A 16,028-nucleotide genomic window follows, 5' to 3' on the forward strand; every position below is an offset into this window, starting at 1 on the left:
CGCGAATTGGCGCCGCGTTGCGAACTGGCGGCATTTTGTTTACCTCTTGTTGGCCCAGGATTAGCCCCTCGAACCCAACTGCTTCCTACCGTCTCCATCGTGCCAAAACGCAAGTCCGACCCGCTGCGGGTCACGGTGATCGCCGATTCGGACACCCGGTGGAAGTGGGGTGCGCTGACCGCGCGCCGAATCGACCCCGAGGCCCGCGTCGACGCGCGCCTGCTGCGCGGCCGGGCCACTCCCACGGCACGGCAGCTCGCCGAACTGGGCATACCTGCCGACTCCATGGTCGAGGCGACCGCCGCCGAGATCCTCGCCGGGACGAACGACGACACCTGTGACGTCGTCGTCATCTCGTGCGTGGGCGGCACGGTCCAGGCCCTGCTGCACGGCTTCAACCGCGCGTGGGAGGGCCGCGCCGGCCGTCCCGTCGTCGTGGCCGGCTACGTCGGCGTCGTCTACGAGAAGCTCGCGGACGGCCTGCTGCTGCGGGCCGGCGCCGACGTCGTCCTCGCCAACAGCGCCGACGACGCACGGCGGTTCGCCGCGGTCTACGAGGGCGTCGGCCACCCGGTCGACGCGATCGTGGAGACCGCCCTGCCGTTCCTCGGCGGCGACCGCTACCGCCCGGACCCCGGCCGCCGGTTCACCGTGACGTTCGCCGTCCAGCCGTCCGCCCCCGAAGGGCGCGCCGACCGGATGCACCTGCTGCGCCGGACCGTCGAGCACGCCCGCCGGCACCCCGAGCGCGACGTGCTGGTGAAGCTGCGCAGCAAGCCGGGCGAGCACACCACGCACATCGAGGAGCACCCCTACCAGAAGCTGGTCTCCGGCCTGAACCCGCCGGACAACGTCAGCCTGGTCTACGGCAACATGGCCGAGGTCCTCGACCGCACCGACCTGCTGGTGACCGTCAGTTCCACCGCGGCGCTCGAGTCCCTGCACCGCGGCATCCCCACCGCCGTGCTCACCGACCTCGGCATCCGCGAGGCGCTCGGCAACCACCACTTCCTCGGCTCGGGCTGCTACGCCTCCTGGGACGAACTCGACGACGGCCACCTGCCGCAGGCCGACCCGGACTGGACGGCGTCGCACGGCGTCGCCAGCGCCGACCCCTACGCGGCGCTGCGCGCGCGGGTCGACGCCCTGCTCGCCGCCCCTCGACTGCCGCGGCTCGCGCCCTACTACACCCCGCGCACCGCACCCGGGTACCTGCCCGGCGTCCTCGCCCGGCACGGCCTGAACCTCAAGGGCGAGCCGGCCGCCGGACTCGCGACCGCCGAACCGGGCCCGGTCCGGCGCGCGGTGCGCGACCTCGTCCGCAACTCCGCGCGCACGGCCTACCGCCAGGGCGTGCAGCGCGTCGCCCCGGCCATCCGCCGCTGGGGCCAGCTGTGAGGCGCGCGCACCCCGACCTCCGCCGGTCCTCCGGCGGTGACAGCAACCGTCCCTCCGGGGCGGTGACGACCTGCGGCCCGCGCCGGACCGGTCGCGCCGGCGGCACGTCCCGGACGGAGTCCGGGGGACCCCGCGCCCGCCGCAGGACGCAGCCCGGCGCCGGAACGGCGACGCGAGAAGTGACAGGAGCCACCCCATGACCGACAAGCCGTCAGCGGCGAAACCCAGCGTTCTCGCCGTCATTCCCGCACGCGGGGGCTCCAAGGGCGTGCCCGGCAAGAACCTCGCGCCGGTGGGCGGTGTGCCGCTCGTCGCCCGCGCCATACAGGCGTGCACCGGCGCCCTGCGCGTGACCGCCGTCGTGGTGTCGACCGACGACCCGTCCATCGCCGAGGTCGCCCGCTCCGCCGGCGCCGAAGTGGTGCTGCGCCCCGCCGCGATCGCCGGCGACACCGCCACCAGCGAGGCCGCGGTGCTGCACGCCATGGACGCCCACGCGGCCATGTCCGGCACGCCCAGCGACGTCGTCGTGCTGGTGCAGTGCACCAGCCCGTTCATCACCAGCGAGGAGATCGACGGCGTGGTCGCCGCGGTCACCGAGGACGGCGCCGACACCGCGCACACCGTCGCGCCGTTCCACGGCTTCATCTGGCGCGAGACCGGCGAGGCCGGCGGCGGCGTGGGCGTCAACCACGACAAGGCCACCCGGCCGCGCCGTCAGGACCGCCCGCAGGACCTGCTGGAGACCGGCGCCGCCTACGCGATGCGCGCCGACGGCTTCCGCGCCGCCAGCCACCGCTTCTTCGGCCGCACCGCGCTGGTCCGCACCGACCCGGCCCGGGTGCTGGAGATCGACGAGCCCGCCGACCTCGACCGCGCCCGCGCCCTCGCACCGCTGCTCGACCCGCGCGCGGCCACCCCGACCGCCGACGACGTCGACGCGGTCGTCCTCGACTTCGACGGCACCCAGACCGACGACCGGGTGCTGATCGACTCGGACGGCCACGAGGCCGTCACCGTGCACCGCGGCGACGGGCTCGGGATCGCGGCCCTGCGCCGCGCGGGACTGCCCGTCCTGATCCTGTCCACCGAGACCAACCCGGTCGTCGCCGCACGCGCCCGCAAGCTGCAGGTCCCCGTGCTCCACGGCATCGACCGCAAGGACCTCGCACTCAAGCAGTGGTGCGAGGAGAACGGCATCACTCCGGAGCGGGTGCTCTACGCCGGCAACGACGTCAACGACCTGCCGTGCTTCGGCCTGGTCGGCTGGCCCGTCGCCGTCGCCGGCGCCCACGACGTGGTGCGCGCCGCCGCGCGCGCCGTCACCACGGCGCACGGCGGCCACGGCGCGATCCGCGAGATCGCGGCCTGGCTGCTCGGCCCGAACCTGGCCCGCTGACCATCCCCGTCGCTCCTCCCCTCTCTCTTCCCCCTCTGCCCGTCCCGGCTCTCACCGAGCAGTACACGTCCCGACCACGAAGGACCTCCCCCGTGACCTCTTCGCAGAACACCCTGCCTGCCAACCTCCGTCCGGTTGGCTCCCGCCACATCGGCAACGGCCAGCCCGTGTACATCACCGGCGAGATCGGCATCAACCACAACGGCGAGCTGGAGAACGCGTTCGCGCTGATCGACGCTGCGGTCGCCGCGGGCTGCGACGCGGTCAAGTTCCAGAAGCGCACCCCGGAGATCTGCACCCCGCGCGACCAGTGGGAGATCGAGCGCGACACCCCGTGGGGCCGCATGACCTACATCGACTACCGCCACCGCGTGGAGTTCGACGAGAACGGCTACCGGGCGATCGACGAGTACTGCCGCAAGCGGGGCATCGACTGGTTCGCGTCGCCGTGGGACGTCGAGTCCGTCGCGTTCCTGGAGAAGTTCGACGTGCCGGCCCACAAGGTGGCCTCCGCCTGCCTGACCGACGACGACCTGCTGCGCGCCCTGCGCGCCACCGGCCGCACGGTGATCCTGTCCACCGGCATGTCGACGCCGAGGCAGATCCGTCACGCGGTCGAGGTCCTCGGCAGCGACAACATCGTGCTGTGCCACGCCACGTCGACGTACCCGGCGAAGCACGAGGAGCTCAACCTCCGCATGATCAACACCCTGCAGTCCGAGTACCCGAACGTGCCGGTCGGCTACTCCGGTCACGAGGTCGGCCTGCAGACGACCCTCGCCGCGGTCGCGCTCGGCGCGGTCTTCGTCGAGCGCCACATCACCCTGGACCGCGCCATGTGGGGCTCGGACCAGGCCGCGTCGGTGGAGTCGCAGGGCCTGGAGCGCCTGGTCCGCGACATCCGCATCATCGAGACCTCCCTCGGTGACGGCGTCAAGCGCGTCTACGAGGGCGAGCTGGGCCCGATGAAGAAGCTGCGCCGCGTCCCCGGCATCGTCGCCGAGGCCGAGGCCGAGGCCGCCGCGGAGACCGCGGACGCGACCGCCGGCGTCTGATCCGCCACGCGGCGGCCGGCCGGGGAACCACCCGCCCGGCCGCCGCGGCCGCGCCACCGGCGGCGGCACCGACCAGCAGAACCGAGCACACCGCAGCAGCGCAGCACCGACCGGCTGCACCCGGCACGGCCCGCCCGGCGGGCGGACCGGCACGAAAACTTCACGGACGAGGAAACGGGGCCACCGATGACCGAGGGTGCCACGCCGCCGGCCGGCGGACGCCGGCCCGCACCGGGGGCCGCCGTCGCCCTGGTGGAGTCTCCCGTCCAGCTGCTCAACGTCCTGGAATGGGCGCACGTCCACCTGACGTCCGGCCCGGCGATCCCCGCGGCTCGCGCCGGCTCCGCGAGCGAGGCCGAACGGCCCGGGGCAGAGGCCGACGGGGCCGACGGATCCGCCCCGGCTCAGGTTCCCTGCCTGCCCGCCGCGGCCGAGCCCGCCGTGACCCCCGCGCCGCTGCCGCTCACCGTGGTGGTGCTCTCGCCGTCCGACCCGACGAGCCGCGGCCAGCTGCGCCGGATGACCGAACTCGCCCGCGACGAGGGCGCCACGGTCCGCTGGTTCGAGGCCCGCGGCGGACGTGGCGGACTGCTCCGCACCGCGCTGGCCCTGGCCCCGCAACTCCTGCGGGTGCGGCGGCTGGTGATCGGCGACCCGTTCTCCCGGCTGGTGCAGGTGCTGCTGCCGCTGTGCCGCTCGGTCAAGGACATCACCGTCGTCGACGACGGCACCGCCACCATGGAGTTCACCGAGATCCTCACCCGCGGCGGCCGTCTCGTGCGCTGGCACCGCAGCGGGCGCCGGATGTCCCCGGTGGACGTCGCGTTCGGCCTGTTCGCGTCCGCGGCCCGGCGCCGGCTGACGCCCGGCGGACGGCACCGCGTCGAGCTGTTCAGCGCGATGCCCGCGACCCCGCCGTCCGGCATGACGCTCCGCACCAACCGGTTCACCTGGACCCGCAGCCGCTTCGGGCCGCCGCGGACCCTGAGCGGCACCGACCTGATCGGCACCTCGCTGGTCGAGACCGGCGTCGTCGATCCCGAGCGCTACTTCGCGGTGGTCGGCTCGCTCGCCGAACGGCACGGTGCCAAGCGCTACTTCGCGCACCGCAGGGAGGCCGCCGACAAGCTGCACCGGCTGGCCGCGGAGACCGGCCTGGAGATCGTCCGCCCCGACCTGCCGCTCGAACTGGTCGCCCGGCGCGGCCCGATCGGCCGCTCGGTGCTGTCCTTCCCGTCGACCGTCGTGCACACCCTGCCCCTGGCGCTGGCCGGCACCGGCGTGCACATCGTCGTCTGCGACATCGACCAGGAGTGGCTGACGGCCTCCGCCTCGCCGCGTGCCCACACCTTCCTCACCGGGATCACGCACTCCGCCCGCGACCTGCACGGACTCAACGCGGCCGACGAGCCCAGCCCCGCCCAGCTCCTGCCGGACGCGGCCCGCCTGCCCGCACGCCCTCCCGGGCCGTAAGGGCGGAACGGTCGAAACACGGCCCCCTCAGGGGTAGTTCGCCGTCAGGCCAGGCATACTTAACCCTTTGATCAACTGCATAGGGTTGGGTACGGGAATGGCGGGGACTTTACGCGGCTCAGCGCGCGTGGCGGTCGTGTCGGGCGGAGTTCTCGACAGTGACTCACGCGCCCTGCGAGTGGCCGCTGCGGCTCGGGCGGCCGGCTACGAGGTGACACTGATCGGGCGCGCGCCGGCGACGGCGGTGCCCGAGGGCGTCGCGGTGCGCCGCGTGTCCGTGGCGGACGTGATCGGCAGCCACCGCAGGGTGCGCCCCCGGCCCGGCCTGCGCTGGCCGCTGGCCTACCGCAGCGCCGAGGCGTACACGCACCGCACCACCCTCATCGAGGCGCGCCGCGCGCTGCTCGCCACCCGGGGGGCCGAACTCGCCCTGGTGCACCGGCCGTTGCCGCTGCGCGCGATGGCCCGCTGCGGCTACGCGATGGACTGGATGCGGCACGGCGTGCGCGCCGCGTGGACCGGCGCGCGGGCGGCCCAGCACCGCGCCGCCGTCCACCGCAGGGAGCGCCCCGACGCCCGGCTGGACAACGTCGTGACCGAACTGGCCCGGCTGCTCCTGGGCCGCCGCGCCTGGCGCGTGCTGGAACCGGGCCTGCTCGACGAGGAGGTCGCGTACGGACCGGTGCTGGAGTCGGTGCGGCCGCACCTCATCCACGCGCTGGGCCACCGCACGCTGGGGGTGGCGATCCGCGCGGCCCTGCGCTCCGAGGCGGCCGGGCACCGTATCGAGGTGGTGTGGGACGCGCCGCCGCAGGTGCCCGCGGCCAGCCGCAGGTCCACCGTCGCCGCCGACGCCCACGCGCGGACGTTCGCCGCCGAGGCCGACGCGGTGGTGACCGTCGGCGATCGGCTGGCCCACGAACTGCGCGCCCGGCACGGCCTGTCGGCCACGCCGACGGTGTGCCGGAACGCCCCGCCGCTGACCGCCGCGCCCAGCCGTCCCGGGGGCGTCCGCACCGTCTGCCACCTGTCCGAGGACACGCCGCTGCTCGTCCACATCGGCAAGCTGCTGCCCGATCGCGGGCCGGCCACCGTCATCGAGGCGCTGCCCAAGCTGTACGACCTGCACGCGGCCTTCGTGGTGCCCGACGCCGACGACCCGTATCTGGCGGAACTCCGCGACCGGGCCGCCCAGTTGGGTGTCCATGCCCGGCTCCACGTGCTGCCGTACGTGCCGGTGGACGAGATCGCCGGCTTCCTGTCGTCCGCCGACATAGGCGTGCTGCCGGTCCACCAACTGCCGCACCACCAGGCGGTGCTGGCCTCGCGCTACTTCGAGTACGCGCACGCCCGGCTGCCGGTCGTGGTCAGCGACGTGCGGGCGATGGCCGCGGCCACCCTGGAGCTCGGCAACGGCGAGGTGTTCCGGGCCGGCGACACCGCCGACTTCGTCCGCGCCGTCGGCGCGGTGCTCACCAACCCCAAGCGCTACCGCAAGGCGTACGACCGCGACGACGTGCTGCGCCAGTGGTCCTGGCAGACCGAGTCGGCGCCGCTGCTCGACCTCTACGCCCGCCTGCTGGGCCCCCGGCACTGACGACGCGGCGGGGCCGCCGGGAGACGGTGCGCTCCCGGCGGCCCCGCGTGGGGTGCTCCCGTGGGGGGAGGTCAGGTCAGGAGTTCCAGACCTGGAACTCCGAGAGCTGGCCGGCCGGCCAGCCGCTGTTGGCGGTGAACGTCGCCCGGACGTAGCGCTCCGACGCCGCCGGGAAGGTGATCGTGACGGTGTTCTGGTTGGCGCTCGGGTCGAACGAGTAGGACGCGGACGCCTTCAGGGTGGTGAAGCTCGACCCGTCGGTGCTGCCCGACAGGCTGAGCGTCTGGCTGCGCGCGCCCCACGACGCGGGCAGCGTGAGCACGACCTTGGAGACGCTCTGCGCCGACCCGAGGTCCACCTGCACCCACTGCGGGAAGGCGTTGTTGGCGCTCTCCCAGTAGGTGTTCTGGTCCCCGTCGGTGACGTGCGACGACGGGTACACGTCGTTGTGGCTGGACTCGCTGGTGGCCTTGCCGGCCGCGAGGTTGGTGCTGGTCGAGCCGCTGCCGGTGCCGGTCAGGGCGATCGTCAGCGGGTTGTTGGACGCGTTGCCGCTGACCGTCAGGGTGCCCGTGCGGGTGCCGGCGGCGGTCGGCTTGAAGGTGACGCTGACCGTGCAGCTCGCGCCGGCCGCGATCGACGACCCGCAGGTGTTGGTCTGCGCGAAGTCACCGGTCACCGCGACCCCGGACACCGACGCGGCGGCCGTGCCGGTGTTGGACACGGTCACCGTCTGGGCGGCGCTGGTGGTGCCGGGCGCCTGCGCGGCGAACGTCAGGGACGACGGGGCGGCGGACAGCGTCGCGGAGGTGGTGCCGCCGCTGCCGCTGGGGAACACCTCGAAGTCCGAGAGCTGCGCGGCGCTCCAGCCGGAGTTGGCGGTGACGTTCACCCGCACGTACCGCGCGGTGGCGGACGCGAAGGTGATGGTCACCGTGTTGTTGTTGGCGTTCGGGTCGAAGGTGTAGGCCGCCGAGCCGACGATGGTGGAGAACGAGGAGCCGTCGGTCGAGCCCTGTACCGACAGCGTCTCCTGCCGGGTCGCCCACGCCGTGGACGGCGGCAGCTTCAGCACCACCTTGCCGACACCGTAGTTCTGGCCGAGGTCGACCTGCGCCCACTGCGGGAAGGCGCCGTTGGCGCTCTCCCAGTAGGTCGTGGCGTCGGAGTCGGTCAGGTTCGCCGGGATGTACGTGCCGTTGCTGGAACTGGCGGTGGCGTTCGCGCCGGCCGCGATGTTGGTGGAGCTGTCGATGCCGGTGCCGCTGAGGGCCACGGTGGTCGGGCTGTTGTTGGCGTTGCTGGTGACGGTCAGGGTGCCGTTGCGGGCGCCGCCGGCCGTCGGCTTGAACGACACGGTCACCGCGCAGGACGCGCCGACCGCGACGGACGAGCAGTTGTTGGTCTGGGTGAAGTCACCGGTCGCGGAGACCGCGGAGACGGTGGCCGCCGAGGTGCCGGAGTTGGTGAGGGTCACCGTCTGCGCGGTGGCCGTCGCGCCGACGACCGTGCCGGCGAAGGACAGCGACGCCGGGTTGGGGTTCAGCACCGGGCCGGGCGCGGTGCCGGTGCCGGAGAGGCTGACCGTGCTGGTGGTGCCGCCCGCGTTCACCGTCAGTGTCCCGGTGCGGCTGCCGGTGGCGGTGGGCTTGAACGTCACGCTGACCGTGCAGGAGCCGTTCGCCGGGATCGACGAGCCGCAGGTGTTGGTCTGCGCGAAGTCCCCGCCGGCCGCGATCGAGGAGACGGCAGCCGCCGAGCCGGTCGGGTTGGTGACCGTCACGGACTGCGCGGGGCTGGTCGAACCGGTGGCCACCGAACCGAAGTTGAGCGCGCTCGGACTGGCCGACACGCCCTCGTTCGGGTACGGCGGGAAGACCGGGGTGGGCCAGGGGCCGCACACCGGGGTACCGGTGATGCCGGAGTTGCCGCCGCCGTCGGTGACCACGAAGTTGGAGCCCTCGCAGCTGTACACCGGGGAGGAGGCCCCGATGCCGGTGGCGGTGACGTTCGTGAACTTCGCCGCGCCGCCGGTCTGCTCCTGCAGGGCGAAGGTGCCGGCGCCGGCGATCGTCACGTTGCTGAGGTTGACGCCGCTGACGGTGCCCTCGACCCACTGCACGGCCTCGTACGGGCTCTGCTCGATCAGCGCGTTGCTCACGTTGATCGGGCCGGTGATCGCGCCCTGGCTGCCGTCGAACCACAACGCGCCGACGCCGAACTGCCAGTTCGGGTCGAGGCTGCCGTCGCGGATCAGCGTGTTGTCCGAGATGGTGGTGGTGCCGACCGGCGTGGAGGTGAAGCGCTGGCCGACGTGGATGCCGCCGCCCTGCGCGAGACCGGTGTCCTTGACGAGGTTGCCGCTGACGGTGTTGTCGTGGCCGCCGTAGATCGCGATGCCGTTGGCGAGGATCTGCAGGCTCACCGTGTTGTTGGAGATGGTGTCGTTGGCGTCGGCGCCGAGGCCGGAGTCCGCCCAGGTGGCGACGCCGTCGTCTCCGGTGTTGCGGATGTCGCTGTTGGTCACCTTGGAGTTGGTGACCCCGCCGTGGAAGTTGATGCCGTCCGCGGTGGTGTCGCGGATGCGCATGCCGCTGAACGTCAGCCCGTCCATCGGGCCGTCCATCCACGCGCCGACCTTCATGTGGTCGATCCACAGGTTGGACACCGAGGAGCTGGACATCGCACCGCCGATGCCGTTGACCTGGGCGCTGTCGTCGCGCTCCTGGACGTCACCGAAGATCGCGAAGTTCTGCAGGTGCACGCCGGTGCTGGCGGACGGCGCGGAGTTGCCGTAGAAGCCGGGCGCGGAGCCGGTCACCGTCGAGTACCACATGCCGGCGCCGGCGACGGTGACGTTGTTGACCGCGATGTGCCCCGGCACCTTGAAGGTGCCCTGCGGGATCCACACAGTGCCGCCCGAACCGGCGGCGCTGATCGCGGCGTTGAAGGCGGCCGTGGAGTCGGCGGCACCGGTGGCGTCGGCGCCCTTGCTCGTCACCGACACCGAACCCGAGGGCTGGCTCAGTGCCGGGCCGACGTTCTCGAAGTCCGCGAAGTCCACGGTGGTGGCGGTGCCGCCGGAGGGCACCTGCAGGGTGAAGGTGGTGCCCGCCGGATACGTCTGCGACAGCAGGCGGTGCGCCTCGTCGTAGAAGTGGTGCGGGTTGCTGCCCGGCGAGTTGGTGAACGGGTAGCTGCCGTAGTACCAGCTGTAGGCGTTGGTCAGCGTGAAGTCGGACTGCGCGGCGCCGTTGATCGAGAACGACAGCGGCGCGGTGTAGACCGAGCCGCTGCCGGTGTCCGGGATGGAGTACCGGAAGTCGATCGAGTTGGTCGCCACGGGCGTGGTGAACGTGACGTACTTGCCGCTGCCCGACAGCGTGACCGCCTTGCGGTACGAGGCCTCGTCGGCGAGCTGGCCGGCCGCCCAACTCGGGCCGATGACCGTGCCGTTGGTGGCGGAGTTCTCCGCCTGGACCTCGACGTACGGCAAGCTCGCGCCGTTGCCGCCGGTGGCGGCGGCCATCGCCTGCGGCGCGGCGAGGGCGACCACGCCGACGGTCAGCAGAGCGGTGCCACCTCCCGCGGCGACCGCACGCCTGAGCCTTCTGAGTCTGGCGAACACGACTTGCTCCTCTCTGAGGTGGGGGGTGAGGGCGCGCCCGGGCACCACGGACCGCCCCGCCGGCTACCTCAGCAGGCGAGTGGCGAGACGTTCCGTGACGTGATTCGGGGACACCGGGTGGGGGGACGAGTGAGCGACTGCGCGAACACAAGTGGGGGGCTGGACGGTGCAGGTGGACCGTAGCCTCCTGGACACACGCGTGCAATATCCGTATCCACTTTCGTTGAATACAGACGCAACTCTGCAAAATCATGCGTGCGTTTACGGCGGTTGCCGATGTGGGCCCTGGGGCACCGCGGTCCCGGCGCGCACGGCGCCCGGGCCGCCGGCCGGGGCGATGCGGGCAGTAGCCTCACGCCATGGACGCGCCGGGGTACTGGGATCCGATGCCGGAGGCGCGGCGCGTGGTCGCCGCGTGGACGGGAGAGCCGAACCCGCCGTCCATCGGCGAGGGCCGGTGGGAGGAACTCAACTGGCGCAACGTGCCGGGCCCGTTCTACGCGGGGGAGACCGACACCTGCCTGAGCGGGCCGCTCGCCGCACCCGCCAACGTGCTCGGCGACGAGGACGGCACCGAGTTCGTCTTCCGCCAGCCGCGCGACCCCGCCGAGGTGACCGCCGTCCTGCGCGCCGCCTGGGACGAGGTGCTCGGCGGGTACGCCTGGGACGGCGACACGCGCTGGACCCCCGAGGGCGTCCGCGCCTGGTGGTCGCAGGCGGCCCGGGTGCGCGCGTGGGCGGCCGGCTTCTCCGCCCGGATCGCCGCGGCGTCATCCTCCGCGTCCGCCCCGCCTGCCTCGTCACCCCCGTCTGCCTTGTCCTCCTCGGGCGCCCTGGACGCCTCGCAGCTCCCCGCCGTCCGCGCGTACGAAGCGTCCTTCGACGGCGAACTGCCCGCCTATCTGCGGGCCTACGTCTTCTTCCTCAGCGAGGGCCGCGCCCCGCGCCCCGGCGAACTCCTCCCGGACCTCTGACGCGCCGCCGCGGGCCGGTCACCCCGGCGGGCGGCGGAAGAGCGCGGTCCACAGGAAGGACTCGCCGAAGGAGACCGAATCCGGAGGCTGTTCGCGCATGCGGCGCGAGGCGCGTTCGGTGAACGAGGAGAAGATCGCGCGCAGGGACGCGGGGGAGTAGGCGAGGCCGCCGTGCAGGCGGGCGTCGCGGTAGAAGGCGGCGTCGGGGAGTTCGGAGCCCATCGCGCCGGCGGCGAAGCACGTCAGCGCGAGATGGCCACCGGGCGCCAGGACCCGGTCCAGCAGCGCGAGATAGCTGACGCGGCGGTGCGGCGGCAGGTGGTGGAAGCAGCCCGAGTCGCAGACCAGGTCGTACGGGCCCGCCGCTCCGAGCCCTTCCAGCGCGAACGCGTTGCCGCGGTGGAAGCGGACGCGGTCCGCGACGCCGGCCTCGCCGGCCCGCTCACGCGCCCACGCGACCGCCGCGGGGGACAGGTCGACGGCGTCCACCTCGAAGCCCCGCGAGGCCAGGTGGACGGTGTTGCGTCCCGGCCCGCACCCCAGGTCCAGGGCCCGCCCGCCGGAGGCGACCAGCCCGCTGTCCAGGTACTCCACGAGGTTCTCGTCCGGCGTGCCGACGAAGAACGGCACCCCCTTCGTGCGGTCGGCGTAGAAGCCGTCCCACCACGTGCTCCCGCCGTGCTCCGTCCAGCGGTCGGCCTCGGGCGCGAACAGCCCGTCCAGCAGCTCCAGTACGTCCTCGACGGTGCGGATCGACCGGTCCGGCTCCATCCCGTCCCCCTCTCACGCGGTGCCGTCACGCTACCGCCCGCGCAGAGAAAAGCCCAGGTCAGCCGGTATGTGCTGCGGCCGTGAGCGGGTCACTGCGGGCCCGCCGCGACGGATCCGGTCGCCTCACCCGCGCCCCGCGCCCCCCGCGCGCGACGACCCCGCCCAGAGCCCGCCAAAGGCCCATTCCGCGGCGCTCAGCCCCCGGAAATCGCGGCGGTCACCGCTTCCAGCTCCGGACCGCGCAGGCCCACGCAGTCCAGCGCCCAGAACGTCTCGGCGTATACGAACGTCCCCGTCATCCACTCCTCGTACGCCGCCAGCGCGGCCACCTGGAACGCGCCCGGCGGATACCGCAACGTCGGCGCGCGGAAGCCGAGTTCCTCGGCCGGACGGAAGCCGCGGGCGCGGTAGTAGCGCGGCGAGCCCTCCAGGAAGACCAGGGGGACGCGGCGCTCGTCGGCAGCGGCGAGCGCGTGCGCGATCAGCCGCGTCCCGATTCCGCGCCCCTGCGCGTCCGGGTGCACGCCGAGCGGAGAGAGCGAGTACACGTCGACCAGCCGCGGCAGCGCGTCCAGCCGGCACGCGCTCAGCATCACGTGCCCGACGATCCGCCCGCCCGCCTCGGCCACGAACGACAGCGGCGGCAGCGCCGCCGGCGCCGCCCGTAACGCGTCCACCAGCCCCGGCACCCGGTCCTCGTCCCCGAACGCCGCGGCCTGCAGCGCGCGGACCTCCCGTTCTTCGCCGGGCCGTTCGTCCCGGATCGACACCTCGGGCACGGTCTCCGCCTCACCTGTCGCCATGCCCGCGCACGGTACGCGGCCCCCGGTCCCGCGGCCATCCATTTCCGGCCCGCGACGGGCCGCGCCTCACCCGGTCAGCTCGCCCCAGACGACCTTGCCCGGCCCCTGCCGCGCGGTCACCCCCCACCGCCCCCCGGTGACCGCCTCCACCAGCGCCAGCCCGCGCCCGTGCTCGGAGTCGTGCGCGGGCGACCGCAGTTCGGGCTTGCCGTCCGCGCAGTCGTGCACCTCGATGCGTAAGCCGTGCACCTGCCGGACGAACCGCGTCCCGATGCCGCGGCCGGACACGTGCCCGTGCCGCACGGCGTTCGTCATCAACTCCGACAGCACCAGCGCGGCGCTGTCCGCGAGCCCGCCCAACTCCCATGCGTCCAGGGCCGCGAGGAGCGTGTGCCGCGCCCGGTGCACGCTGTGAGGTGTGGCCGGCCACAACGTGACGGGCCCGGCTGACGCCTGTTCCATGGGGGTGCCTTTCGATTCCGGGCACGGCGGTGCCGCGATCTGCGCCTCGGGGATGAGCGCACGCGAGGGCCGGCCTCCGGCCACGGATGGCGACGACGCCGCTGCGCAATGTGAGCAACTGTCGGTAAGCGTGGCAGCGTTCGGGCTACGGTGACACCGGTCAGCAGAATTCGGATCGCCAAACTTCGACGCCGGATTCCGCGGGTGAACGGCAGTCCCTGCCCGTGAGCGGGAGCTCCCGCGCTGGCGCAGAAGTTCCTTGCCGCAACAGAACGTCCCTCGACACACTGGACCTTGCGCAGAGGAGAAGCAGATGATCACGGACGTGGAGGCGGCCACCCCCGCCCTCTGCCGGCTCCAACTCGCCAATGAACTACGCCAACTCCGCTTAGCCTCCGGCCTCAAAGGAGCCCAGGTGGTGACGAAGATGCGGTGGAGCCCTTCCAAACTCACGCGTCTGGAGACGGGCGAGAACTCCGAGGTGCATCCGGAGGACGTGGCCGCCCTCTGCGAGATCTACCGGGCGGAGCCCGAGACGCGCGCCCGGCTGATCGCCTACGCGACCGTGACCAAGACGCGGCGGGACTGGTGGCTGTCGCCCGAATACCGCCCCGTGATCGGCCCCGGGTTCAAGGCGTTCCTGGACCTGGAGGCGAGTGCGAGCGCGCTGCAGAACTACGAGTCCGAGTTCGTGCCGGGCCTGCTGCAGACCGGCGCTTACGTCCGGATCATCCACCAGCGCGCCCACCAGGGACTCCCGGCGGAGGACATCGACCGCCTGGTCGCGCTGCGCACGACGCGGCAGGACGTCCTCAGCCGCCCGGAGTCGCCGCTGAAGTACACGGCGATCCTCAACGAGGCGGTACTCCGGCGGCAGGTGGGGTCGTCGGCGCTGATGCGCGACCAACTCACCCACATCGTCGAGGTCGTGGAGTCCCGACCGAACGTCCGCGTCCAGGTCGTGCCGTTCCGACTCGGCGCGCACGCGGGGATGAACGGCTCGTTCGTGGTCCTCCAGTTCCCGGACCAAGTGGCCTTGAAGCCCATGGTCTACATGGAGAACCTCACCGAGGCGCTGGTTCGGCGTGGTGACAAGGACGTCGAACGGTACTCGGATGCCTTCACCGACCTTCAGGCACTCGCTCCGGGGCCGCAGGAGTCCCTGAGCCTGATCAAGGAAGCGATCAAGGAGCAGTGATAGCGATGACCGTCATGGCTGACGCACTCAACGGAACCTGGTTCAAGTCGAGTTACAGCAACGATCAGGGCGGGAACTGTGTCGAGGCGGCCCGGCTGACCGGGGCGGAGTGGGCCAAGTCGACATACAGCGACAACCAGGGCGGAGCCTGCGTCGAGGCGGCCCGACTGGGGGCCGGGGTCATGGCCGTCCGGGACTCGAAGGACCCGCACGGTCCGGCCCTCGTGTTCACGGCGGGCGCCTGGTCCGCCTTCACCGCGGCGGTGCGGGGCGGTGAGATACCGGGCGCGTAGCGGGCGCGGCTCAGGGGGACGCGGAGGGCGGCGGGTAGTGCGGGTGGAGCTTGCCCGACAGCGGGGCGAGGTCCTTGCACATGGACGTCGGGAAGTCCGGCGCCTTGCGCTGCACCACCGCGCAGCCGCCGGCCGCGCCCTCGGCGATCGGCACCCAACCGGACGTCTCCGCCCGGAAGAAGTACCGGTCGCCCAGGGCGGACGAGCACGCGGGGAGGCTGGTCTCGCCCGAACACGCGGGTCCCGTACGCCAGGTGTAGGCCATGACCATCCACGTGCCGCGGCAGTCCGTGTCGCCCCGGAGGGTGTGCTCCGGTGCGCCGACGGCCAGCAGGGCCTGGTCGTAGGAGCCGGGGGTGCAGCCCGTGGGCGCCGGGTCGCAGCCCAGCTGGCCGCACAGCCGCAGGGCGGGCGGCTTCGCGCCGTCGGCCGTGAAGACGGTGTGGTCGTCGACGACGAGCTGGTTGTCGCCGAGGGGTGCGGGCAGGGTGACGCGGGTCTGCGCGCCGCGCTCCTTGGTGCAGCCCGAACGGCGGTCCCCCGAGGGGGAGCTGTACGTGACCTGGACGTGCACGGTGCCGGGCACGGCGCCGTAGGCGGCGTCCGTGTCGACGGCCTTCAGGTCCCGCACGCAGGGCCGCGGCCCGTCCGCCACCTGGACGTCGAGCGTCACCGTGCGGTGATCGGCGCCGAGTCGGGCGCCCGTGACGAACGAGGGCTCACCCACGACCCACGGAATCGGCCCGGTCGCCGTCTCCGTCGGCACCGTCGTCCCCGTTCCGACCTGCGTCCCGCACCCCGCGAGCAGCACCCCCACGGCGACCGCCACCACGGCAGCCGCCACCCCTCCACCGCGCATCCGCGCCCAACTCCCCCTCGCAAGACCCACCTTGACCGCCACCCACGCTCATCTCCCACGTGCGTACGCGACGGTGCCTCATCGTCGCACTCCCGCATGCGCCGGTGCTCCCCGCGCC

Annotated in this window: 13 protein-coding genes; 8 read left to right on the top strand and 5 right to left on the bottom strand. The window is 73.0% G+C overall.

Features of this window, described 5'->3' with window-relative positions:
* Positions 1 to 99: 99 nt before the first annotated feature.
* The 5 genes from BMW99_RS20125 (at position 100) to BMW99_RS20145 (ending at position 6,922) form a co-directional block, all read left to right on the top strand.
* Positions 100 to 1,398, top strand: a complete 1,299-nt coding sequence (locus BMW99_RS20125) for a DUF6716 putative glycosyltransferase (RefSeq protein WP_069464897.1) — start codon at positions 100 to 102, stop codon at positions 1,396 to 1,398.
* A 196-nt stretch (positions 1,399 to 1,594) separates the two neighbouring features.
* Positions 1,595 to 2,797 (top strand): acylneuraminate cytidylyltransferase, encoded by a 1,203-nt coding sequence (locus tag BMW99_RS20130; protein WP_075017270.1) that lies wholly within the window; start codon positions 1,595 to 1,597, stop codon positions 2,795 to 2,797.
* A 92-nt stretch (positions 2,798 to 2,889) separates the two neighbouring features.
* Positions 2,890 to 3,852: an N-acetylneuraminate synthase family protein gene (locus BMW99_RS20135; RefSeq protein WP_069466928.1), complete on the top strand. Its 963-nt coding sequence runs from the start codon at positions 2,890 to 2,892 to the stop codon at positions 3,850 to 3,852.
* A 186-nt stretch (positions 3,853 to 4,038) separates the two neighbouring features.
* Positions 4,039 to 5,325 (top strand): hypothetical protein, encoded by a 1,287-nt coding sequence (locus BMW99_RS20140; protein WP_069465461.1) that lies wholly within the window; start codon positions 4,039 to 4,041, stop codon positions 5,323 to 5,325.
* Between the two features lie 178 nt (positions 5,326 to 5,503).
* A complete protein-coding gene (locus BMW99_RS20145; RefSeq protein ID WP_245791552.1) occupies positions 5,504 to 6,922 on the top strand; it encodes a glycosyltransferase family 4 protein in 1,419 nt (472 codons plus the stop codon).
* A gap of 76 nt (positions 6,923 to 6,998) precedes the next feature.
* Here the strand turns inward: BMW99_RS20145 and BMW99_RS20150 are convergent, their stop codons facing one another.
* Entirely contained in the window at positions 6,999 to 10,550 is a 3,552-nt protein-coding gene (locus BMW99_RS20150; RefSeq protein ID WP_069465463.1) for a choice-of-anchor D domain-containing protein, read from the bottom strand.
* A 359-nt stretch (positions 10,551 to 10,909) separates the two neighbouring features.
* On the opposite strand from BMW99_RS20150, the gene BMW99_RS20155 reads away from it, so the two are divergent.
* Positions 10,910 to 11,524 (top strand): hypothetical protein, encoded by a 615-nt coding sequence (locus BMW99_RS20155; protein ID WP_079176120.1) that lies wholly within the window; start codon positions 10,910 to 10,912, stop codon positions 11,522 to 11,524.
* A gap of 18 nt (positions 11,525 to 11,542) precedes the next feature.
* On the opposite strand, the gene BMW99_RS20160 is transcribed toward BMW99_RS20155, so the two are convergent.
* The 3 genes from BMW99_RS20160 to BMW99_RS20170 form a co-directional block, all read right to left on the bottom strand.
* Entirely contained in the window at positions 11,543 to 12,295 is a 753-nt protein-coding gene (locus BMW99_RS20160; protein ID WP_069465464.1) for a class I SAM-dependent methyltransferase, read from the bottom strand.
* Positions 12,296 to 12,489: 194 nt separating this feature from the next.
* On the bottom strand, positions 12,490 to 13,098 hold the full coding sequence (locus BMW99_RS20165) for a GNAT family N-acetyltransferase (RefSeq protein ID WP_079176121.1): 609 nt from the start codon (positions 13,096 to 13,098) through the stop codon (positions 12,490 to 12,492).
* 66 nt (positions 13,099 to 13,164) lie between these two features.
* Positions 13,165 to 13,560, bottom strand: coding sequence for an ATP-binding protein (locus tag BMW99_RS20170; RefSeq protein WP_075017271.1), 396 nt, complete (start codon positions 13,558 to 13,560; stop codon positions 13,165 to 13,167).
* Between the two features lie 313 nt (positions 13,561 to 13,873).
* Here BMW99_RS20170 and BMW99_RS20175 point away from each other — a divergent pair, with 313 nt between their 5' ends.
* Both BMW99_RS20175 and BMW99_RS20180 read left to right on the top strand, forming a co-directional pair.
* Positions 13,874 to 14,758 carry a helix-turn-helix domain-containing protein gene (locus BMW99_RS20175; protein ID WP_069461921.1) on the top strand — a complete coding sequence of 295 codons (885 nt, stop codon included), beginning with the start codon at positions 13,874 to 13,876 and terminating at the stop codon, positions 14,756 to 14,758.
* A 5-nt stretch (positions 14,759 to 14,763) separates the two neighbouring features.
* Entirely contained in the window at positions 14,764 to 15,051 is a 288-nt protein-coding gene (locus tag BMW99_RS20180) for a DUF397 domain-containing protein (RefSeq protein ID WP_322899517.1), read from the top strand.
* Positions 15,052 to 15,061: 10 nt separating this feature from the next.
* Here the strand turns inward: BMW99_RS20180 and BMW99_RS20185 are convergent, their stop codons facing one another.
* Positions 15,062 to 15,910, bottom strand: coding sequence for a hypothetical protein (locus tag BMW99_RS20185; protein ID WP_245791553.1), 849 nt, complete (start codon positions 15,908 to 15,910; stop codon positions 15,062 to 15,064).
* Positions 15,911 to 16,028 lie beyond the last annotated feature (118 nt).

The sequence above is a fragment of the Actinacidiphila rubida genome, from assembly GCF_900110255.1.
Lineage (GTDB): Bacteria > Actinomycetota > Actinomycetes > Streptomycetales > Streptomycetaceae > Actinacidiphila > Actinacidiphila rubida.